19 protein-coding genes are annotated in these 20945 nt (G+C 67.3%); 3 read left to right on the top strand and 16 right to left on the bottom strand.

The window, feature by feature from the left end:
* Positions 1-48: 48 nt before the first annotated feature.
* The 12 genes from purM to purS form a co-directional block, all read right to left on the bottom strand.
* Positions 49-1122 (bottom strand): phosphoribosylformylglycinamidine cyclo-ligase, encoded by a 1074-nt coding sequence (purM, locus tag ACFWCF_RS22760; RefSeq protein WP_378490934.1) that lies wholly within the window; start codon positions 1120-1122, stop codon positions 49-51.
* 154 nt (positions 1123-1276) lie between these two features.
* Positions 1277-2860 (bottom strand): amidophosphoribosyltransferase, encoded by a 1584-nt coding sequence (gene purF / locus ACFWCF_RS22755; protein ID WP_378566373.1) that lies wholly within the window; start codon positions 2858-2860, stop codon positions 1277-1279.
* Positions 2861-2954: 94 nt separating this feature from the next.
* The gene (locus ACFWCF_RS22750; RefSeq protein WP_378566370.1) at positions 2955-3341 is read right to left on the bottom strand and encodes a sterol carrier family protein; all 387 of its coding nucleotides are present in this window, start codon (positions 3339-3341) and stop codon (positions 2955-2957) included.
* An 11-nt stretch (positions 3342-3352) separates the two neighbouring features.
* Positions 3353-4003, bottom strand: a complete 651-nt coding sequence (locus ACFWCF_RS22745; RefSeq protein WP_378566367.1) for a CPBP family intramembrane glutamic endopeptidase — start codon at positions 4001-4003, stop codon at positions 3353-3355.
* Positions 4000-5775 carry an alpha/beta hydrolase gene (locus ACFWCF_RS22740; RefSeq protein WP_378566365.1) on the bottom strand — a complete coding sequence of 592 codons (1776 nt, stop codon included), beginning with the start codon at positions 5773-5775 and terminating at the stop codon, positions 4000-4002. The genes ACFWCF_RS22745 and ACFWCF_RS22740 overlap by 4 nt, the downstream gene beginning before the upstream one ends.
* A gap of 4 nt (positions 5776-5779) precedes the next feature.
* On the bottom strand, positions 5780-8062 hold the full coding sequence (purL, locus tag ACFWCF_RS22735) for a phosphoribosylformylglycinamidine synthase subunit PurL (protein ID WP_378490929.1): 2283 nt from the start codon (positions 8060-8062) through the stop codon (positions 5780-5782).
* Between the two features lie 83 nt (positions 8063-8145).
* Complete coding sequence (locus ACFWCF_RS22730) at positions 8146-8865, bottom strand: Uma2 family endonuclease (RefSeq protein WP_378566361.1); 720 nt, start codon at positions 8863-8865, stop codon at positions 8146-8148.
* A gap of 111 nt (positions 8866-8976) precedes the next feature.
* The gene (locus ACFWCF_RS22725; protein WP_378566358.1) at positions 8977-10284 is read right to left on the bottom strand and encodes a M18 family aminopeptidase; all 1308 of its coding nucleotides are present in this window, start codon (positions 10282-10284) and stop codon (positions 8977-8979) included.
* Positions 10285-10336: 52 nt separating this feature from the next.
* On the bottom strand, positions 10337-10756 hold the full coding sequence (locus tag ACFWCF_RS22720) for a DUF427 domain-containing protein (RefSeq protein ID WP_378566355.1): 420 nt from the start codon (positions 10754-10756) through the stop codon (positions 10337-10339).
* A 31-nt stretch (positions 10757-10787) separates the two neighbouring features.
* Entirely contained in the window at positions 10788-11618 is an 831-nt protein-coding gene (locus tag ACFWCF_RS22715) for an acyl-CoA thioesterase (protein WP_378566385.1), read from the bottom strand.
* 398 nt (positions 11619-12016) lie between these two features.
* Positions 12017-12694 carry a phosphoribosylformylglycinamidine synthase subunit PurQ gene (purQ, locus tag ACFWCF_RS22710; RefSeq protein ID WP_378566352.1) on the bottom strand — a complete coding sequence of 226 codons (678 nt, stop codon included), beginning with the start codon at positions 12692-12694 and terminating at the stop codon, positions 12017-12019.
* Complete coding sequence (gene purS, locus ACFWCF_RS22705) at positions 12691-12936, bottom strand: phosphoribosylformylglycinamidine synthase subunit PurS (protein ID WP_378490940.1); 246 nt, start codon at positions 12934-12936, stop codon at positions 12691-12693. The genes purQ and purS overlap by 4 nt, the downstream gene beginning before the upstream one ends.
* Before the next feature lie 102 nt (positions 12937-13038).
* Here purS and ACFWCF_RS22700 point away from each other — a divergent pair, with 102 nt between their 5' ends.
* The gene (locus tag ACFWCF_RS22700; protein WP_378566349.1) at positions 13039-13683 is read left to right on the top strand and encodes an MBL fold metallo-hydrolase; all 645 of its coding nucleotides are present in this window, start codon (positions 13039-13041) and stop codon (positions 13681-13683) included.
* Between the two features lie 16 nt (positions 13684-13699).
* Here ACFWCF_RS22700 and ACFWCF_RS22695 read toward each other — a convergent pair whose 3' ends face one another.
* Together ACFWCF_RS22695 and ACFWCF_RS22690 are read right to left on the bottom strand one after the other, a co-directional pair.
* The gene (locus ACFWCF_RS22695; RefSeq protein WP_378566346.1) at positions 13700-15340 is read right to left on the bottom strand and encodes an FAD-binding dehydrogenase; all 1641 of its coding nucleotides are present in this window, start codon (positions 15338-15340) and stop codon (positions 13700-13702) included.
* 67 nt (positions 15341-15407) lie between these two features.
* Positions 15408-16112: a DUF2334 domain-containing protein gene (locus tag ACFWCF_RS22690; RefSeq protein ID WP_378490922.1), complete on the bottom strand. Its 705-nt coding sequence runs from the start codon at positions 16110-16112 to the stop codon at positions 15408-15410.
* Positions 16113-16204: 92 nt separating this feature from the next.
* On the opposite strand from ACFWCF_RS22690, the gene ACFWCF_RS22685 reads away from it, so the two are divergent.
* Both ACFWCF_RS22685 and ACFWCF_RS22680 read left to right on the top strand, forming a co-directional pair.
* Positions 16205-17362, top strand: coding sequence for a cytochrome P450 (locus ACFWCF_RS22685; RefSeq protein ID WP_378566343.1), 1158 nt, complete (start codon positions 16205-16207; stop codon positions 17360-17362).
* 67 nt (positions 17363-17429) lie between these two features.
* Positions 17430-19556 (top strand): FAD-dependent oxidoreductase, encoded by a 2127-nt coding sequence (locus ACFWCF_RS22680; RefSeq protein WP_378566340.1) that lies wholly within the window; start codon positions 17430-17432, stop codon positions 19554-19556.
* A gap of 76 nt (positions 19557-19632) precedes the next feature.
* Here the strand turns inward: ACFWCF_RS22680 and bluB are convergent, their stop codons facing one another.
* Both bluB and ACFWCF_RS22670 read right to left on the bottom strand, forming a co-directional pair.
* The gene (gene bluB / locus ACFWCF_RS22675; protein WP_378566337.1) at positions 19633-20304 is read right to left on the bottom strand and encodes a 5,6-dimethylbenzimidazole synthase; all 672 of its coding nucleotides are present in this window, start codon (positions 20302-20304) and stop codon (positions 19633-19635) included.
* A 54-nt stretch (positions 20305-20358) separates the two neighbouring features.
* Positions 20359-20853 carry a glutathione peroxidase gene (locus tag ACFWCF_RS22670; protein WP_378490918.1) on the bottom strand — a complete coding sequence of 165 codons (495 nt, stop codon included), beginning with the start codon at positions 20851-20853 and terminating at the stop codon, positions 20359-20361.
* Between the last annotated feature and the right edge of the window lie 92 nt (positions 20854-20945).

Below are 20945 nucleotides of genomic sequence, written 5' to 3'. Positions count from 1 at the left end.
GACGCTCCAGCGTGGATCCCCGACCCTTTGTTCGTGTTGTTCCGTCCGTCAGAAGCGGGGGTGATCTCCCACGAGCAGCGCACGGTCACCGTCGGCGTCCTGCGCCTTGCGGACCGTTCCCAGGGTCCAGCTCTCGATGTGCCGAGCCGTGAGCACCGCAAGGGCACGGTCGACGTCCTCCGGCGCGACGATCGCGACCATGCCGACGCCCATGTTGAAGGTCTTCTCCATCTCCACGCGCTCGACCCGGCCACGCTGAGCGATCATCCCGAACACGGGCGCCGGGCTCCAGGTGGTGCGGTCGAGCTCCGCAACGAGGCCCTTCGGCATCACGCGTGCCAGGTTCCCCGCGAGTCCACCACCGGTGACGTGACAGAAGGTGCGCACCTCCGTCTCGGCGGCGAGAGCCAGGCAGTCCTTCGCGTAGATCCGCGTCGGCTCGAGCAGTTCCTCACCGAGCGAGCGGCTGAACTCGTCGACGTGCGCCGTCAGGCTCATCTTGCCGATCTCGAGCAGCACCTTGCGCGCCAGGGAGTATCCGTTGGAATGCAGACCCGACGACCGCATCGCGATCACGACGTCGCCCGGGCGGACGCGGTCGGGTCCCAGGAGCTTGTCGGCCTCCACCACACCGATGCCCGTCGCCGACAGGTCGTAGTCGCCGTCGGCCATCACACCGGGGTGTTCTGCGGTCTCGCCACCGAGGAGGGCGCAGCCGGCCTGGACACAGCCCTCGGCGATACCCGCGACGATCTCGGCGACACGCTCGGGCACGACGCGCCCGACGGCAATGTAGTCCTGCAGGAACAGCGGCTCGGCACCGCACACCACCAGGTCGTCGACGACCATGGCCACCAGGTCGAGACCGACGGTGTCGTGCTTGTCCAATGCCTGCGCCACCGCGAGCTTCGTGCCGACGCCGTCGGTGGACGCGGCGAGGAGGGGTTCCTTGTAGTCGCCCTTGAGTGCGAACAGGCCCGCGAAGCCCCCGAGACCTCCGAGCACCTCCGGTCGTGTGGCCCTCTTCGCGTGCGGGGCGAACAGTTCGACGGCCTTGTCGCCTGCCTCGATGTCCACGCCTGCCGCTGCGTAGGAAGCTCCGGGGGTTGTCTCCTCGGTCATGGGTTGTCGGCTCCAGCCTCGAGTTGTGAATAAGGTTGTCAGTTGCGTGACGGCACGTTCGTGACCGAAATGCAGGGTGGCCGGCGTCCGTCAGAACGCATGCGAAAGCGGGCCCGACTGAGCCGACCGCGCACTCACGGTACCGGAACGGGGTTTACGGGCGACTCAGAACGTCCGCGTTGGCGTTGTCCAAGACCGTCGGCGTATCAGATTCCGTATCGACGATCCCCTCGAGGACACCCTTGCCGATCGCGTGCCCAGTGGGCAACGCGATCGGGTAATGACCGTCGAAACACGCTGCGCACAGTCGCGAGGAGGGCTGCTCGGTCGCGCCGACCATTCCGTCGATCGAGATGTAGCCGAGCGAATCCGCGCCGATCGACCGGCGCACCATCTCGACCATCTCGTCGTAGTCGTGCTCGTCGACCTTCGTGTCGCGGTGGCCGCCACCGTTCGCGATGAGCTCGGCGGGCGACGCGAAGTCGATGCCGTAGAAACACGGCCACTTCACCGGTGCCGACGCGATCCGGACGTGGATCTCGAGCGCCCCGGCCTCCCGCAGCATGCGGATCAGCGCGCGTTGCGTGTTACCACGCACGATCGAATCGTCCACGACGACGAGCCGCTTGCCTCGGATGACCTCGCGCAGCGGGTTCAGCTTGAGCCGGATACCCAGCTGACGGATCGTCTGGCTCGGCTGGATGAAGGTACGGCCCACGTAGGCGTTCTTCATCAGACCCTGTCCGTACGGCAGACCCGAGCCCTGGGCGTAGCCCACCGCGGCGGGAGTACCGGATTCGGGGACCGGAATCACGAGGTCGCCGTCGACGGGATGTTCCTTGGCGAGTCGCCGGCCGATCTCGACGCGGGTCGCGTGCACCGAGCGACCGCTGATCGTCGAGTCCGGGCGCGCCAGATACACGTATTCGAAGACGCAGCCCTTCGGTTCGGGCGCTGCGAAACGAGACGAACGGACACCATCCGCGTCGATCGCCAGCAGCTCACCGGGCTCGATGTCGCGAACGAACGAAGCACCGACGATGTCGAGCGCTGCAGTCTCGCTCGCGACGACCCAGCCACGATCGAGGCGGCCCAGGCACAGCGGCCGGATACCCCAGGGGTCGCGCGCCGCGTAGAGGGTGTGCTCGTCCATGAAGGTCAGGCAGAATGCGCCACGAAGGCTCGGCAGCAACTTCAGCGCTGCTTCCTCGATCGTGCTGTCGGCCGCCGCATGGGCCAGCAGCGCACCGACGAGGTCGGAATCCGAGGTCGCGGCTCCGGAGCGGACGGAGTCGAACACCCCCAGCTCGCGGCCCTTCTGTGCAAGCTCGGCGGTGTTGACGAGGTTTCCGTTGTGGCCGAGGGCCACGCCCGTGCCTGCCGCGGTGGTGCGGAAGATCGGCTGCGCGTTTTCCCACGTCGTCGACCCGGTGGTCGAGTAACGGCAGTGGCCGACGGCGATGTGGCCGGGCATCGCGGCGAGGGTCTGCTCGTCGAAGACCTGGCTCACCAGGCCCAGATCCTTGAACACGAGGACCTGCGCACCGTCGGAGACGGCGATGCCCGCGGCCTCCTGGCCGCGGTGCTGAAGCGCGTACAACCCGTAGTACGTGAGTTTCGCCACGTCCTCGCCGGGAGCCCAGACACCGAAGACGCCGCACTCTTCGCGCGGCTCGTTCTCGGGTTCGTCCGGGGTGAGAAGATTGCGTGTGTGAACCGACAGATCGGCACTGGTCACCGGGGTGCTCCCTGGGGCTGGACAAAATCGGGGCAGCTCCATTCTACGTGTCGTCCGGGACGTCCCCGACCACACACCCGAACGAGCCCGCCGATCAGAGCCGTAGCAGCGGTAGCCAGTGCGCGATCTCCCCTGCCCGCGCACCCGACGCATCCACCCCTCCCGTGCCCACCGCGTCGTCGAACACCTCGAGTCCCACGACGAGACGCAGCCACGTGCGGGGGTCCGTCTCCACGACATTGGGGGGCGTCCCACGCGTATGCCGCGGGCCTTCGATGCACTGCACCGCCACGAACGGAGGCACCCGCACCTCGACACTCGAACCAGGCGCGATCTGCTCGAGGGTGCGCGCACTGAGCCGCACCGCCGCAGCGAGGTCCGCCCTCGGTGGCTTCTCGTCGCTACTGCCCGACACCCACGGCCCGACGCGCAGGAGTGCCTCACGGAGATCGGCGGGATTAACGGTCTTGCGGGGGGCCATGGCCGTCCAGCTTAATTCGCTGGGCGGTACCGGCCGGTACCGGTCCCGACCGTCGCGACCCGCACCGCGACCGCTCCCCCGACGTTGATCGCAAGATGAGCCAGTGCCGGCGCGAGAACGCTGCCGCTCCCCCTTCGCAACCACGCGAGAGCCAAGCCCGACAGGCCCGTGACGACCACCGTCGTCGCGACGCCGTCTCCGACGGCGATGGCGGGGCGCACGTGCCACAGCCCGAACGCCACGGCCTGAGGTACCGGTCCGACGAGGGCCGTCAGCGCACCCCGGAAGAGCAATTCTTCGGCGAGGACTGTGCCGACCGGAATGTGCAGGCCGATCCATTCGTAGAAGTCCTCGCGCCTGCCCCGTTCGTCGTCGACGAAGTGGGCACGCAGCGCCGGAACGGACAGCGCGACGACGTAGCCGGCCCCGATGGCTCCTGCCGCGGCGGCTCCCCACCGCAGGCCTGCCCGCAGCCGCGACACATCGAGACCGAGAGCATGACGATCGAGACCCGACGCGCGGGTCAACGCCACCGCGCCGACTCCCGCACCGAGCGCGAGCAGCGCGCGGCCCCGCGGCCCGACGGGGGCTGCGGGCAGGACCGCCCCGAGCGCCACCACAGCAACGGCAGCGACCGGCCCGCGCCACATCGCGACGCTCATTTCTCCGGCCCCTGCGTGTTGCGCAGCGCCTCCAACGCTATCCGGATCCGTTCGGTGTCGGTGTCGGTCCATCCCTCGGGTTGCGTCACCGCGACCCATCCGTCGAGCACAGTGGTGCCGTAGTTGTGTCCGTGCCCGTCCGGCACCCCCGCCGCGTTCGTCAGATCGGCCGAGACCTGCCAGAACGTGACGAACGGGAACCAGCGCATCTGCGGCAGCCGGTCGGGTCCGGGCGGCTCCGAGAGCCAGTCGGGTCGCGTGAACAGCAGGTCGGGTGACCACCACACCACCGGGTCCGACGCATGCTGGATGTACAGCACGCGCGGCGACAACCACGGGGTGTCGGGAACGTAGATGTCTTCGCGGCTGTCCGCGAACCGGACGACGAGTCCGTCGGCATAGACCGGATCGACCTCGGTACTGCCCGGGTCGCGGCGTTCGACGAGTTGACCCCACAGCCGATTCGAATTCGGCGGACCAGTCCACAGCACACCGTCGACGGTCTCGCGGATATCGGCGAGGTTGTCGAAAGCGCCCTCACCCGACTGGGTTCCGAGGCTCTCGCCGTAGACGAACAGTTCGGGACGATCGGCCTCGGGGAGCTCGAGCCAGCGCTGGTGCACGCGGTCGATCAGCATCTTCCCTGCGGCAGCAGCTTTTTCCTTGTCTGCAAGGAACGAGATCCAGCTCGGCAGGAACGAGTACTGCCACGCGACCATCGCGACATCGCCGTTGTGCACGAGTTCCATCGACTGCGCCGCCGTGGGATTGACCCAGCCGGTCCCCGTCGTGGGAATGAGCACCAGCACGGAACGGTCGAACGCACCGGTCCGCTCGAGCTCGTCGACGACGAGATCCACACGTTCCTCGGGTGTTTCGGCGGTGTCGAGCCCGACATAGACGCGAATGGGCTCCTGCGCGGGCTCACCGTTGATAGCAGTGAGTTCGTCGGCGTCCAGCCCCCGCGACACGAAGTTCCGGCCCTCGAATCCGAGCGTCTCCCACGGAGCGAACGATTCGGGGCTTCCGGATTTCGAGGGGTCGAGCGGTTGTATCGCCCCAGGTCGGGTGGTGTCGTCCTGGAGGCTGAACGCCGAGTTCGTGATCGCGTAGGCCACACGCAGGAGCACACCGTCGATGAGCATGAAGGTCGCGAGGACGACGAGCATCACCGCGAGAGTGCGGGCCAGACCCACCGGCATGCGTGTGCGGCGGACGAGGTGCCCGGAGATCCAGCGGCCGATGTCGCGCAGTCCGCGCCACAACGAGATCAGCAGCGCGGCAACGGCGAGGGCGAGCAGGCACGTCCGCAGGTAGCCGGAGGTGGTGGTGCCCTCTGCGTTCATGAGGGAGGCCAGCTGTCGTTGCTGGCCGGCGGCGAGCACGAGCGCGACCAGCGATGCGAGGATACCGGCGACGGGCACCGCCACCATGATCGCGCGTTCGACGGGCAGCGGTAGCGGCCACCATGACTGGCCCCGGAGCACGAATCGGGTGACGGCCCAGCCCACGACGCAGCCCAGCCCATACCCGATCGCGGCGTTGATCCCGCCGATGATTCCTTGGAACAGCCAGTCGCGCGGCAGCAGCGACGGCGACAGAGACCAGCAGAAGAACAGAGCGGCGAAGGCCACCCCGGTCGTATCGAGGCTGAGCCACCCCCACACCCGAGCGGTGAGGGGGTGGCGTTCACCGAAATCGGTGACTGCGGCGATGATCTGCCCTTGACGGGCTTCTATCGCTGCCAGCCTGTCGACCTGGGTAGCCGCCATACGGTTACCCGAACAGCGCCGGCAAGGTGCCTTCGTAAACCTCGCGGAGATCGCTCATGGGCACCGAGAAGTGTCCCTGAACCTCGATCGAGTCGGATCCTTCGTCGACGACACCGATCCGGACCCACGGCATGTTCCGTGCCGAGCACATACCCGTGAACCGGGATTCCTCGGTACGCGGGACCGCGACGAGAACACGACCCGTGGACTCGGAGAACAGCGTGACGAACGGATCTGCGCCCTCGGGCAGCAGGATCCGGCAACCCGTCTCGCCGGCGAGCGAGGCTTCGACAACCGCCTGGGCCAACCCACCCTCGGACAGGTCGTGGGCCGCGGAGACCAGCCCGTCGCGCGACGCGGCGAGGAGAATCTCCGACAGCAGGCGTTCCCGCTCGAGGTCGACCTTCGGCGGCACACCGCCGAGGTGGTCGTGTTCGACCTGCGCCCAGATGGATCCGTCGAACTCGTCGTGGGTCTCCCCCAGCAGGATCAGCGTCTCGCCGGGCTCGAGGCCCAGGCCGGTGGGGATACGACGGTGCACGTCGTCGATCACACCGAGGACCGCGACGACGGGCGTCGGAAGGATGGGCGTGGAACCGGTCTGGTTGTAGAAGCTGACGTTGCCGCCCGTGACCGGGATGCCCAGCTGCGCGCAGCCGTCGGCGAGACCGCGCACGGCCTGCTGGAACTGCCACATCACACCGGGATCCTCCGGCGACCCGAAGTTCAGGCAGTTGGACACGGCCTTCGGGGTGGCACCGGTGGTAGCGACGTTGCGGTACGCCTCGGCGAGCGCGAGCTGCGCACCCGCGTACGGATCGAGCTGCGTGTAGCGGCCCGACGCATCGGTGGCCAGCGCGATACCGCGACCGGTCTCCTCGTCGACACGGACCACACCGGCATCGGCGTGCTCGGCCAGCACGGTGTTGCCACGCACATAGCGGTCGTACTGCTCGGTGATCCACTTGCGGCTGCACAACGCAGGCGACGCGAGAAGCTTCAGCAACGTGGCCTTCAGCTCGTCGTCGGTCTCCGGGCGCTTCAGTTTTGCAGTGGTATCGGCGATCAGCGCGTCCTGCGTGTCGGGACGCTGCACGGGACGCTCGTAGACCGGGCCCTCGTGCGCGACCGTGCGCGGCGGCACGTCGACGACGGTCTCGCCGTGCCACGTGATGACCAGACGTTCCCCGTCGGTGACCGCACCGATGTCGGTGGCGAGCACATCCCACTTCTTGCACACGGCCATGAACGCGTCGACGTTCTCGGGCGCCACCACCGCACACATGCGTTCCTGCGACTCCGACGAGAGAACCTCGGCCGGGGTCATGCCCGTCGCGCGTGTCGGGACACGCTCGAGGTAGATGTGCATGCCGCCGTCGCCTGCCGCGGCGAGCTCCGACGTCGCGCAGGACAGCCCGGCGCCGCCGAGATCCTGGATGCCGACGACGAGCTTCTCGCGGTACAGGTCGAGGCAGCACTCGATGAGTACCTTCTCGGTGAACGGGTCTCCGACCTGCACACTCGGCAGCTTCTTCGGGCGGCCACCGCCCTCGCTGTCGTCGAACGTCTCGGACGCGAGAACAGACACGCCACCGATGCCGTCGAGTCCGGTGCGGGCACCGAACAGGATGATCCGGTTACCGGTACCCGACGCGAACGCGAGATGCAGATCTTCGACGCGCATCGCGCCGGCACACAGCGCGTTGACGAGCGGATTTCCCTGGTAGGAGGCGTCGAACACGGTCTCGCCGCCCACGTTGGGCAGGCCGAGGGAGTTTCCATAACCACCGACACCGCGAACGACACCGTCGACGACGCGCCGGGTGTCGGGGTGGTCGACCGCGCCGAACCGCAACTGGTCCATCACCGCGATCGGGCGAGCACCCATCGCCATGATGTCGCGGACGATGCCGCCGACACCCGTCGCAGCACCCTGATAGGGCTCGACGTAGGAGGGGTGGTTGTGGGATTCGACCTTGAAGGTGACGGCCCAGCCGTCGCCGATGTCGACGACGCCTGCGTTCTCGCCGATGCCCGCAAGCATCGACGAACGCATCTCGTCGGTGGTGGTTTCACCGAAATACTTCAGGTGCACCTTCGACGACTTGTACGAGCAGTGCTCGGACCACATCACCGAGTACATCGCCAGCTCGGCGTCCGTGGGGCGCCGCCCCAGGATCTCCGTGATGCGGGTGTACTCGTCTTCCTTCAGCCCCAGCTCCCGATAGGGCTGAGCGACATCGGGGGTTTCGGCGGCGTGGGTGACGGTATCCACGTGCGATGACACTGGGCGTCGGGTCCCTTCACTCTGGGATCGAGAAACAGCAGGATCGAAAACAGCAGGCCGGGCGGGCACTGCCGGGAGCCAGTCTATCGGGGGGTCGGTCTCTCCGGCGTTTCCGGTGCCGCGGCGGTGTCGGCAACCGCGTCGCTGCCCTGGCCGGCGGGCGCAGTCGCACGGTGTTCGACGGGTGCGGTCGCACGGCGTTCGACGGGCGCAGAGGCAGGGTCTTCGACGGGCGCGGAAGCCCCGGGGACGACGAGTCCGCCCAGGTCCACGGTCACCTCGTTCCCGACCGCTGTCAGCGTCGGAGCACCGCTGTGCTCACCGTCGTACCGATACCAGCCGGAGTCCAGGGTGAACACCGCGATCACCGGCGGACCGGTGAGATCGACGATCCAGTACTGCGGAATGCCGGCCTCGGCATACTCCGAAAATTTCGTGACCCGGTCGGCGCGGGCGGTGCCGTCGACGGTGACCTCGAGTACCAACCGCACCTCGGAGGACGGAGCTCGATCGGGATCCGCGTCGACGAGTGCCCGGTCGACCACGATGGCGTCGGGGACGCGCACCGTGAGCGGGTCCGTCAGCACCAGAACCTCCACCCCGCCGAGCACGCACAGGTTGTCGGGGAGCTGCTCGTCGAGTTGCAGCGCGAGCGCGAGCGCCGCGTGGTCGTGCGCCGGCCCGGGTCGCGGCGACACGGCCAGCACCCCCTCACAGAGCTCCACGTGGAAGCGGTCGTACTCGGGAAGATCCACCCACTCGTCGAGGCCGAGCAGGTGGTCGGGGAAGGACGGGCCATTCACCTCGACACCCCCGATCGCGAGCCGGACTGGACGCCCTCAGTCTGGCATCGGTCGGCGCGCCGGTCTCAGGAATGAAGCAAGCCCGGTATCAAGAACGAGACAAGCGCAGTATCAAGAACGAGACAAGCGCGGTGTCAGAAATGTGGCAAGCGCATCCGCATACGTGGTCACATCCGCCGCACCCATCAACTCTCGCGCCGAGTGCATCGCGAGCTGCGGCGCACCGACGTCGACGGTGGTCATGCCCGTCCGAGACGCGGTGATCGGGCCGATCGTCGAACCACACGGCAGATCCGCCCGGTGGACGTACCGCTGCAGGGGGACACCGGCCTGCTCGCACGCGAGCGAGAATGCACCGGCCCCCTCCGCGTCGGTTGCATACCGCAAATTCTGGTTGACCTTGAGCACCGGTCCGCCGCCCACCGCGATCCGGTGGGCGGGTTCGTGCCGGTCCGGATAGTTCGGATGCGTCGCGTGTGCCATGTCGCCCGACGCGACGATCGACCCCGCCAGAGCACGCAGAAACTCGTCGCGACCGCCGCCGCGCACCAGCACGATGCGCTCGAGGACGGTATTCAGCAGATCGGAGAAGGCCCCGCGATCGGACATGCTGCCGACCTCCTCGTGGTCGAACAGGGCCAGCACGGGTATCGGCCCGGCATGCTCGGCCACGTGCCGGGTGGCGGCGAGCAGCGCCTGCTGGCCCGCGTAACACGTGGCCTGGTTGTCCAGTCGCGGTGCGCTGACCAGATCTCCGTCTGCGCCGACGAGCGAACTCGGTGCCAGGTCGTGCGTCATGAGTTCCCAGCCGAGGACCGCGGAGGCATCGACGCCGCTCTGCTCCGCGAGATATGCGATGAACGATCGTGGTTCGTTGCCGATCCCCCACACACCGTTGACGTGGCGCTGCGGATCGAGTTGCACTCCCTTCCTGTCCTCCGACAGGTGGATGGCGAGCTGCGGTACACGCAGCACGGGCTTGTCGACGCGCACGAGCACGTCCTCGGTGGTGTGCCCGGAGCGGACCGTGAACCGTCCGGACACCCCGAGGTCCCGGTCGAGCCACGAATTGAGCCACGCCCCGCCGTACGGTTCGAGGCCGACGAGCTGCCACCCCGCCGACGCGAGATCCGGATGCTGTTTGACCCGCAGATTCGGGCTGTCGGTGTGTCCCCCGACGATTCGGAAGGGCCGGGCGGGGCTCGTGTCGTCGCCCTCGGTGCTCCACGCGATGAGCGAGCCGCCCCGGATCACGTAGTACCGGCCCGGTTCGACCGGCCAGCCGGTGGTTTCGTCGAGTTCGGTGAACCCGTTGTCGGTCAGCGTTGCCGCAACAGTCGCGCACACGTGGAACGGTGAGGGCGACAGGTCGACGAAATTACACAGACCCTGGGCATCGGCATGCGTGATCGAAGGCATGCACAGCATCTTCGCACTCGCCGCTGCGCTCAGCTCCCCGACACCGCTGCGCTCAGCGCCCCGACACCGCCGGGTGGGCCTGCCCCACACTCACCGTGACGATGTCCTGGTAGAACGCCACATAGCCGCGAAGCCGGGCTACCTGCTGCATCGGCTCCTCGTAGCTCCAGCACAGCGACTGCTCGCCGTCACCGTCGAAACGCCAGTACGTGGCCTCACCCTTGAACGGACACCGCGACCCGGCTTCCTCGGCCCGTGTCAGGTCCACCACGACGTCCGCGCGCGGAAAATAGAACACCAGACCGTGGTCCTGCTCGTCGACGAGCAACGAACCCGTGGTCTCGGCGAGGCGTACTCCGTCCAAGGTCGCACGCACCACGTTGCGGCGTGCGTGGATATCGACCCGATAATCGGGCCTGGCCGCGAAGCCCGTGGTGCTCTGCGGGCGCGTCTCGGCGTCGTGCACACTCATCGGCACTCTCCTGTTCGGTATTCCTGAGGTCTCACAACCGCGCGCTTGCAGGTATCGCGGAATGGTCGGCCTGCAGCGGCCGGATCATCGCTTCCTGGGTGAACGACGCGAGTAGTTCCCCACTTTCGGTGTGTACCTGGCCCCGCACGTAGGACATCCCTCCACCCACCTGGGTGCTCTCGTGCGAGTAGAGCAGCCATCCGTCCCATCGGACGGGGTCGTGGAACGCGACCGCAACCGTCATGATCCCGGTCGAGATCGTCCGATGAGCCTGACTCGTTCCCACCCCGTCGTGTGCCCGCATGGTCGCGGAGACCGACAGGTGCCCGGTGAAGTGTGCAACGAGCGCCTTGGCCAGGTCGGTACGCGTCGGGATCGGGTCGTAATGCAGCCATGCATAGAGTTCGGGTGGCCCGACCTCTTCGGGGCTGCGGACGTCGACGACGTCGACGATCCGCAACTCCCGTCCGGTCATGGGCATGTCGTTCCGATGGGCTTCGGCAGGCGGGGCGACCTCGGGTCGGGGCGCGTGGTGGCGGATGACGTCCGGGGTCGGAAGGTCCGCGAGAATCGATACCATCGCGTGGCGTCGACCGTTCTGGCAGACCGCCACATTCGCACTCACCATGGTGCGTCCCGCGTGAATGACATCGATGTCGAAATCGACCGGCTCATCCGCATCGACCGCGCGCGAGAAGATCGCCCGCGCTGATCGGATCTCCTTGTCGGGAAATCGTTTCGCCACTGCAACGATCGACTGGGCGAGCAGCTGGGTGCCATCGACCACACGTCGCCCTCCGCCGTCGCTCTCCCCGGTGAAGCTGTTCTCCCCCGTCGGCGTCACGTCGAAGATGCGCAGCATGCGCTCCACCGAAGATTCTTCGGGCACAGGCGCTTCGCCTGACGTCGCAGGAGTGGAGTGAGCTGTACCGGGAGATGACATTTACCGGTCCTTCGTGAGGGGATCGGGGACAATGCGCTACAGCGTACGTCCGCGCGACCCGAACTGTGGATACCCAAACTTTTGCGTATTCCTACTCACGACAAGATCGGCCCAGTCCGGCACACTTGTGCTCGGCGCCGCCGGAGGGGGATGACGGAGGCGCCGGCTCGGGAATCGATCGGGGGGTTGAATTCCGGGTGCATACGGACGAGGGACCTCATAGCCGATCGGGACGGCGACGGGGTCCCTCGTTTCGTTTCCGAACGCAAAGTCCCCGCCGTCCTGGTGGACGGCGGGGACTTCGGAAGAACAGGAAATCAGGCGTTCACAACGGCATCGAGAACGCTGTAGAACATGCCGAGCCCGTCGTCACTCGGACCGGTGAGCGCTTCGGTGGCATGCTCGGGGTGCGGCATGAGACCCACGACGCGGCCGTTCGCCGAGGAGATACCGGCGATGCCGCGCTGCGAACCGTTCGGATTGTCGCCCGAGTAGCGGAACACGACGCGCCCTTCGCCTTCGAGCTCGTCGAGGATCTGCTCGGACGCCTGGTAGCGACCCTCGCCCGACTTGAGCGGCACGAGGATCTCGGCGCCCGACTCGTATCGCGACGTCCACGCGGTGTTACCGGCCTCTACCTTCAACCACTGGTCGCGGCAGATGAAGTGCAGACCGGCGTTCCGGGTGAGTGCACCCGGCAGCAGACCGGCCTCGCACAGCACCTGGAAGCCGTTGCAGATGCCGAGGACGGGCATGCCGCCCTGCGCGGCTTCGACGACCTTGCCCATCACCGGAGCGAACCGGGCGATGGCGCCGCAGCGCAGGTAGTCGCCGTAGGAGAATCCGCCGGGCACAATGACCGCGTCGACGTTCTTCAGGTCGGCGTCGCCGTGCCACAAGCTCACGGCCTCACCACCGGCGAGCTTCACGGCGCGGGATGCATCGACGTCGTCGAGCGTTCCCGGGAACGTGATGACTCCGATGCGGGCGCTCATGCCTCACCGTCGATTCGACGGACCGTCCAGTCCTCGATCACGGTGTTCGCGAGGAGACCCTCGGCGATCTTCTCGAGCTCGGCATCCTCGACGCTGCCGTCGATCTCCAGCTCGAACCGCTTTCCCTGACGGACATCGGTCACGCCCGCGAAGCCCAGCCGCGACAGCGCCCCGACAATGGCCTGGCCCTGGGGGTCGAGAATCTCGGCCTTGGGCATGACTTCGACGACGACACGCGCCACGTGCTGCTCCTCGGTAGTAGTGCTGGTGTCCGGAGACGGATACCGGACACGCTGCAGTTTACCGGCCCACGCGCAGCGGTCGAGCCCGGCATACTCGGACCCATGCGACTCACGCACTTCGGACACTCCTGCATCCTGCTCGAACACAACGACACCACGATCCTGTTCGACCCGGGCAACTTCTCGCACGGCTTCGAAGGGATCACCGGGCTCGACGCCGTCCTCGTCACCCACCAGCACCCCGACCACGCCGACCCGGCACGACTCCCCGCGCTGCTCGAGGCCAACCCGGGCGCCGCACTGTTCTCGGACCCGCAGTCGGCATCGATGCTCGACGGCGACTGGTCGGCGGTGCGTCCCGGCGACACGTTCGCCGTCGGCAACCTCACCGTCCGCGGCACCGGTGGACGCCACGCGGTGATCCACCCCGAGCTGCCGGTGATCGACAACACCGCCTACCTCGTCGGCGACGACGAGAACCCGGCACGCCTACTTCATCCGGGCGATTCGCTCTACATCCCGCACGAGAAGGTCGATGTGCTCGCGCTGCCGTCCGCTGCTCCCTGGCTGAAGATCTGGGAGTCCGTCGACTATCTGCGGGCGATCAACCCCCGGGTGGCGGTGCCGATCCACCAGGGCATCATCACCGACCAGGCCAACGGGATCTTCTACGGACGGTACTCCGAGATGGCACCCGAGGGCACCGAGTTCCGGGTGCTGAAGCACGAGGACGACCAAGAGGTCTGATCACCGGGCGGTCTGATCACCGGGCGGCGCGACCCGCCGCCCGGCCCGAGAAGATGCAGCCGCCGAGGAATGTACCTTCGAGTGCCCGGTAGCCGTGGACGCCGCCGCCACCGAAGCCCGCGACCTCACCCGCGGCGAACAGACCGTCGAACACCGACCCGTCGGCTTTGCGCACCCGCGACGACAGGTCGGTCTCGAGCCCGCCGAGCGTCTTGCGGGTGAGCAGGTGCAGTTTGACGGCGATGAGCGGCCCGGCCTTGGGGTCGAGGATGCGGTGCGGCGACGCGATCCGCGCGATCCGGTCCGGTTTGTAGGCTCGGGCCGCACGCAACGCCGCGACCTGCAGGTCCTTCGTATACTTGTTGGCGATCTCGCGGTCGCGGGCCTCGATCGTCGACCGCACCGTCGCGTAGTCCAGTGGCGCATCGGGGCTGAGTTCGTTCATGCCTGCGACGAGGTCGGCAAGATTGTCGCGCACCACGAAGTCGACGCCACGCTCCTTGAACGCCTCCACCGGTCCGGGGGCACCGGACTTGATGCGTTGCAGAAGCAGGCCGATATCGCGCCCGGTCAGGTCGGGGTTCTGCTCCGAACCGGAGAGCCCGAACTCTTTCTCGATGATCTTCTGGTCGAGCACGAACCACGTGTGGTCGTGGCCGGTTTTCACGATGTACTCGAGCGTGCCGAGGGTGTCGAACCCGGGGAACAGCGGCACCGGGAGCCGTTTGCCGGTTGCGTCGAGCCACAGCGAGGACGGTCCGGGCAGGATGCGGATGCCGTGGTTCGGCCATACGGGGTCGTAGTTGGTGATGCCCTCGGTGTAGTGCCACATGCGGTCGCGGTTGACGACGTTGCCGCCTGCGTTCTCGGTGATCTCGAGCATTCTGCCGTCGACGTGCGCGGGCACCCCGGTGAGCATGTGCTTCGGCGGCTCCCCCAGCCGCTTCGGCCAGTTCTTCTTCACGAGGTCGTAGTTGCCCCCGATGCCGCCGGAGGTGACGATCACGGATCCCGCCGAGAACTCGAAGTCGCCGACCGCGGTGCGCGACGACTTCACTCCGCGCGCGACCGTGGTCGGTTCGAGGACCGTGCCGCGCACACCGGTGACCGCGCCACCCGTCACCACCAGCTCGTCCACCTGATGCCGGTGCTTCAGCGTGACCAGTCCGCGGTCGACACCGTCGCGCACCTTGCGCGCGAAGATCTCGACGAGTGCCGGACCGGTCCCCCACGTGATGTGGAAGCGCGGAACGGAATTGCCGTGGCCGCCGGCGTCGTAACCGCCGCGTTCGGCCCAATTGACCATCGGGAAGATCTTCAGGCCCCGCTCCCGGAGCCAGGCGTACTTCTCCCCCGCCGCGAACTCGACGTAGGCCTGCGCCCAGCGGCGGGGCCAGCGGTCCTCGTCGTCACGGTCGAACCCGGCGGTACCCATCCAATCCTGGAGGGCCAATTCGTACGAGTCCTTGATCCCGAGGCGACGCTGATCGGGGCTGTCGATGAAGAACAACCCGCCGAACGACCAGAAGGCCTGCCCGCCGAGATTGTTCGAATTCTCCTGATCGACGAGCAGCACCTTGCGGCCCGCGTCGATCAACTCCCCCGTAGCGACCAACCCTGCGAGACCCGCGCCCACCACGATCACGTCTGCATCCATGGACGGAAAGCCTACCGACCGGTAGTGCCCAGCGGGAGGCGAGTCCGATGATGTCGCACAGCAGAGCTCAGGCAGCGCTGCGGTCGAATACGGTGCGCTGCCAACGGTAGACGGCAGGCTCGGCACCGTGATGCAGTGCGATGTCGACCGCGTCGAGCATCGCCTGTCGCGGCCCCGGCTTCGCGAGGTGCGCACCGGAGATCGCGACGCGCAGCAGTTCGCCGCGCCGGGCGACGCGTCCCGCTCCGATCACCATCGCGCGACACCACCACGGTTCGGTCTTCGCGCCGTCGCCGATCCCGTACACGCGGGACTTGACGACGGTGTCGCGTTCCAGATCGCGAATACCCGCGACGTCGGCCATCAGACGGAAACCGGTCTGCGGGAGCGCGGCGAGCGCACCGGACGACGCGAGCCAGCGCGGCGGTGCGAACAGGCGGGTGCGCAGCCCTGTCTCCTCGAGCACACGATCGGCTGCGAGCAGACGCAGACGGGCCTCGTGTTCGGGTAGTGACGCGAACTCGGCGCGACGTCGCTTGGTGGCGGCCTGGTCGTATCCGTGCAGCACGATCGCGTCGCCACCTTCACGGCGTTCGAGTAGCCACTCCTGGGTCTCCGGATCGTTGATCAGGCGGTAGTGGTCCTTGAGTCTCGGTGCCACGAACAACGACAGCGGCACTCCGCGTGTGTCCATCTCCCGCGCGAAACCGTCGATGACATCGCGCGTGGCGTCCCGGATCCCCGACACCGACACGATCAGCTGTCCGCTCATGTCTTTCACGATGCACCACAGGGGTGAACGGAAACCGTCGGGGGCTTGAAAATCGGCACAACATGCACTCCGAGGTCGGCATACTCGAGCTCATGACCGACGAACCTCGAGTGGACTGGGATCCGCGATCCGACGCAGTACAGGCGAACCAGGTCGCGGCGTACGACGAGATGCGCGGCCGGTGCCCCGTGGCGCACAGTGCGTATCGCAACTGGACGGTGTTCCGGCACTCCGACACCGTGCGGATTCTCGACGACCCCGACACGTTCAGCAACGCCGTGTCGTCGCACTTGTCGGTTCCCAACGGCATGGATCCGCCCGAGCACACCCCGTTCCGAGCAATCAACGACCGGTATTTCACGCCCGAGAGAATGGCGGCGTTCGAACCCGCGTGCCGGGAGGTGTCGCGGAACCTGGTCGACGCGCTCGGCGGCGGTGAGGTCGAGATCGTCGCGGCGCTCGCCGAACCGTTCGCGAACCACATCCAATGCAGCTTCATGGGTTGGCCCGACCGTCTCCACGAACCTCTACGGGACTGGACCCGCAAGAACCGGGAGGCGACGCGCGCACTCGACCGCGCGGCCATGTCGGCGATCGCCCTCGAGTTCGACGGGTACATCCGTGAGCAGCTCGGCGAGCGACGCACCGCCGGACGGAACGCTCCCCGCGACGTCACGACCGATCTCCTCGCCGAGCAGGTCGACGGACGACCGTTGTCCGATGCCGAACTGGTCTCGCTCATCCGTAACTGGACGGTCGGGGAACTGAGCACGATCGCGTCGTGTGTCGGCATCCTCGTGTCGTTCCTGGCGTCGAATCCGGATATTCAACGTCATCTCCGCGCGGAGCCCGATCGCATCGGTGCCGCGTGCGACGAGATCCTGCGCATGCAGGCACCGCTGATCGCAAACCGCCGTCGCACTACACGGGAGGTGACGATCGCGGGCCGGACGATCCCGGCTGACGAACGCGTCATGGTGCTGTGGGCCTCGGCGAACCGCGACGAGGATGTCTTCGGTGACCCCGACGAGTTCCGTCTCGACCGCACTCCGGCCGACAACCTGCTCTACGGTCGCGGGATCCATTACTGCCCGGGCGCACCGCTGGCGCGGCTCGAATTGACGGTTCTGATCGAGGAGCTACTCGCCGCCACCGAATCCATCGATGCCGTCCAGGGAGCGACACCGACATACGCCGCATATCCGGCGGGCGGGTTCACGTCGGTTCCTGTGTCACTTCAGCGGAGGTGAGTGAGGGAGGTCTCGAAGGCCGGGACCGGTGCAGCCCGCATCTGTCCGAGGGGTCTACTTTTCGGGCGTGACGAACCGGCATCCGACGTTCCCCAGCCTGCTCTCGCCCGGCACCATCGGCCCCCTCGCCCTGGACAACCGGGTCGTGATGCCCGCGATGGATATGAACCTCTGCGAGGACGGTGAGATCGAAAAGGGCGACATCGACCATTTCGTCGCCCGCGCCGCGGGTGGAACCGGGCTGATCATCACCGGGTGCTGCGCGGTCGCGTACCCGGCCGGGTGCGCCAGCACGAAGGAGCCCGGCCTGTCCGAGGACCGGTTCATTCCGGGACTCGAAGCGCTCGCGGACGCCGTGCACGACGCGGGAAGCAAACTGTGTGTGCAGATGGTGCACCACGGCAAGGTCGCGCGCATCGACACGCTCGAGGGTCGGCCGCAGCTGGTTCCGAGCATCCCCACGCCGCCGAGCGACATGAGCGCGTTCGCCGACAACACCCCCGCCGAACTGAAGCGGATGGCCGGCATCACGGCAGGCAAACAGACCACCTACAACGAGGCCGACACGGAGGACCTCGCGTGGCTGGTCCGGATGTTCGCCGAGGCCGCAGGTCGTGTGAAGGCCGCAGGTTGCGATGCGGTCGAGATCCACGCCGCCCACAACTACGTTCTCGGCGCCTTCCTGAGCCGGTACTCGAACCAGCGCACCGACGAGTACGGCGGGTCGCTGGAGAATCGGGCACGTTTGACGGTCGAGGTGATCCGCGCGGTCAAGGCCGAGGTCGGCGACAGTCTCGCCGTCATCGTGCGCCTCGCCGGGCAGGAATACGGCGAGTCGAACGGTCTCACCATCGAGGAGTCCACGGCCGCGGCCGTCATGTTCGAGCAGGCCGGAGCCGACGCCATCCACGTCACCGGTACCGCGCTCAACGCCTTCGCGAACTTCACCGACGGCCCGCTTCCCGACAAGATCGGCTTCTACACGGACAACGCGTCGGCCATCAAGCGTGCGGTGTCCGTCCCGATCATCACGGTGGGACGCATGCTGCCCGAGGTCGGCGAGAAGATGATCGCCGAGGGCCGCACCGACTTCGTGGCGATGGGTCGCCAGTTGCTGGCCGATGCCGACCTGGTGAACAAGCTCGAGTCGGGACGCACCGAGCAGGTCCGCCCGTGCATCAACTGCTACGTGTGCGTCCAGGAGAACTTCTGGGATGCCACCCCGATCTGTGCGGTCAACCCCGCGTTGGGCAACGAAGCCCTCGTGCCGTTCGTGCGAGGCGCGACGAGCAAGCACGTGGTGGTCATCGGAGCCGGGCCGGGCGGCCTGGAGACGGCGCGAGTCGCGACCGAGCGCGGTCACCGGGTCACGGTCCTCGAGAAGGCCGACCGGCTCGGTGGAACGATGTGGTTCTCCAGCCTGACCACCCCCGACAACGAACGCATGCTGAAGTGGCAGACCCAGGAGATCGCCAGGCTCGGCATCGACGTGCGTCTGAACACCGAGGCGACAGCAGCGTCGGTGCGTGAGTTGAACCCGGACGTCGTGGTCGTGGCCACCGGCGCGGTGCGTGAACGACCGGCGATCCCCGGTGGCACCCTCCCCCACGTGCACACCGGCGACAGTATGCGCGCGCTGATGACGGGCACCGGCGACGTATCGGACCAGTCACTCTTCCTGCGCGTGGCCGGCCGGCTCGGCAAGCTCGCCCGCATCACCACGAGCCCCGAGAAGATCCGCGTCCTCAGCCGCAAGTACCTGAAGTTCCTTCCGATGGCGAAGGACGTCGTGGTGATCGGCGGCTCTCTCGTCGGGCTCGAACTCGCGGAGTTCATGGCCGAACGCGGAAGCCGCGTCACGCTGCTCGCAGAGGGTCAGCAGCTCGGTGTTCCGATGGCGATGCCGCGCCGGTGGACCGCCGTCAAGCACGCGCGCGAGGTCGGCCTCGAGGTGCACCGCAACGCGACCGTGCACCGCATCACGCCGAAGACCGTGGAGTTCACCGTCGACGGCAAGAGCATGTCTGCGCCGGCGCGCATGGTGATCGTCGCGTCCGGTGTCTCTGCTGCGGCGCCGCTGGCCGATCAGCTCGCGGACTCCGGCCTCGACGTGCGGATCGTCGGCGACGCAGGCAGCGTCGACTACATCGAAGGCGCCATCCACACGGCGTGGAAGGTCGCGACCGCACTCTGACAGATCCGGATACGCAACGGCCGCCGACATGGAAATGTCGGCGGCCGTTGTGCATGAAGCGTTGCACATCCGGATGTCAGGCGTCGGCGGTGTCCTGTTCGAGAGCGATGCCTGCAAACGTGTCGCGGTGCACGGCGTCGGTGAGCGGGCGTCCGGTGCGCCATCCGAACCGTTCGAGGTCGGGAACCTCCTGCAACGCGGTCACCGGCCCGACGCACAACCACGCGATGGGCCGCACCGGATCGGAGATTCCGACGAAATCGGCGAGGAAGGGCTCTTCGTAGAACGACACCCAGCCCACGCCGAGTCCCTCCGCGGTCGCGGCGAGCCAGAGATTCTGGATCGCCAGCACCGCGGAGAACAAGCCGGATTCGTCGATCGTGTGGCGGCCGAGGATGTGCTTGCCGCCGCGCTCCGGGTCGTAGGTGACGACGATGCCCGTGCCCGATTCGACGATGCCCTCGACCTTGATCGGGTCGAAGGTGCCCTTACGGTCCTCCGGCAACGAGTCGGCGAAAGCCCGGCGGCATCCGGCCACATGCGCGGCGAACTGTTCGAGGCGCTGCGCGTCCTGCACAACCACGAAGTCCCAGGGCTGAGTGTTGCCGACGCTCGGTGCGTGGTGTGCGGCCCCGAGGACGCGCCACAGCACGTCTTCGGAGAGCACGTCCCCGCTGAACTCGGCGCGCACGTCTCGGCGCATGCGGATGATGTCGTACAGCGCGTCGCGCGCGTCGGTGGAAAACATGTCTCTGGTGCTCTGTTCTCGTGCTGTGTCGATCGGGATCAGGGTCGATCGGAATCAGGCCGGAAGGATCTCTTCGAGCGCGTCGATCACTTCGGGTGCGTCGGGCTCGGTGCGGGGACGGAAGCGGTTCACGACGGTGCCGTCGGGCGCGATCAGGAACTTCTCGAAGTTCCACTGGATGTCGCCGGCTTCACCGCTGGCGTCGGCCTGCTTCGTGAGCTCGGCGTACAGCGGATGCCGGTTCTCACCGTTGACCTCGATCTTCTCGAGCAGCGGGAACGTGACGCCGTAGGTGGTGGAGCAGAACTCCTGGATCTCCTCGGCGGTGCCGGGTTCCTGACCCATGAACTGGTTGCACGGGACGCCGATGACGAACAGGCCCCGGTCCGCGTAATCCTTCGCGAGCTGCTCGAGCACGGTGTACTGCGGTGTCAGCCCGCACTTGGAAGCAACATTGACGACGAGCAGCGCGTGGCCGTCGTACGCGCCGAGGCTGGTGGGCTCACCCGAGAGGGTGTTGATAGCGATGTTCTGCAGAGGCGTGGTCATACGACCAAGCTAGCGTGCCTGCCCTCACCACCCCGGAACGGCAGCGTCCGGCCGGTTCCCCTCCCACCCGGGGAACGGGGAACCGGCCGGAC

It is taken from the genome of Rhodococcus sp. NPDC060090 (genome assembly GCF_042729855.1).
Classification (GTDB): Bacteria; Actinomycetota; Actinomycetes; order Mycobacteriales; family Mycobacteriaceae; genus Rhodococcus.
This window is presented reverse-complemented; position numbering and strand designations above follow the sequence as displayed.

Excerpts from the sequence above, each read along its gene's own strand:
- bluB (WP_378566337.1), bottom strand. The coding sequence starts at position 20,304 with ATGTTTTCCACCGACGCGCGCGACGCGCTGTACGACATCATCCGCATG.
- ACFWCF_RS22690 (WP_378490922.1), bottom strand. The coding sequence starts at position 16,112 with ATGAGCGGACAGCTGATCGTGTCGGTGTCGGGGATCCGGGACGCCACG.
- ACFWCF_RS22745 (WP_378566367.1), bottom strand. The coding sequence starts at position 4,003 with ATGAGCGTCGCGATGTGGCGCGGGCCGGTCGCTGCCGTTGCTGTGGTG.
- ACFWCF_RS22685 (WP_378566343.1), top strand. The coding sequence starts at position 16,205 with ATGACCGACGAACCTCGAGTGGACTGGGATCCGCGATCCGACGCAGTA.
- ACFWCF_RS22715 (WP_378566385.1), bottom strand. The coding sequence starts at position 11,618 with ATGCTGCGCATCTTCGACGTGACGCCGACGGGGGAGAACAGCTTCACC.
- ACFWCF_RS22740 (WP_378566365.1), bottom strand. The coding sequence starts at position 5,775 with ATGGCGGCTACCCAGGTCGACAGGCTGGCAGCGATAGAAGCCCGTCAA.
- ACFWCF_RS22700 (WP_378566349.1), top strand. The coding sequence starts at position 13,039 with ATGCGACTCACGCACTTCGGACACTCCTGCATCCTGCTCGAACACAAC.
- ACFWCF_RS22695 (WP_378566346.1), bottom strand. The coding sequence starts at position 15,340 with ATGGATGCAGACGTGATCGTGGTGGGCGCGGGTCTCGCAGGGTTGGTC.
- purQ (WP_378566352.1), bottom strand. The coding sequence starts at position 12,694 with ATGAGCGCCCGCATCGGAGTCATCACGTTCCCGGGAACGCTCGACGAC.
- ACFWCF_RS22750 (WP_378566370.1), bottom strand. The coding sequence starts at position 3,341 with ATGGCCCCCCGCAAGACCGTTAATCCCGCCGATCTCCGTGAGGCACTC.
- ACFWCF_RS22725 (WP_378566358.1), bottom strand. The coding sequence starts at position 10,284 with ATGCCTTCGATCACGCATGCCGATGCCCAGGGTCTGTGTAATTTCGTC.
- ACFWCF_RS22720 (WP_378566355.1), bottom strand. The coding sequence starts at position 10,756 with ATGAGTGTGCACGACGCCGAGACGCGCCCGCAGAGCACCACGGGCTTC.
- purM (WP_378490934.1), bottom strand. The coding sequence starts at position 1,122 with ATGACCGAGGAGACAACCCCCGGAGCTTCCTACGCAGCGGCAGGCGTG.
- ACFWCF_RS22670 (WP_378490918.1), bottom strand. The coding sequence starts at position 20,853 with ATGACCACGCCTCTGCAGAACATCGCTATCAACACCCTCTCGGGTGAG.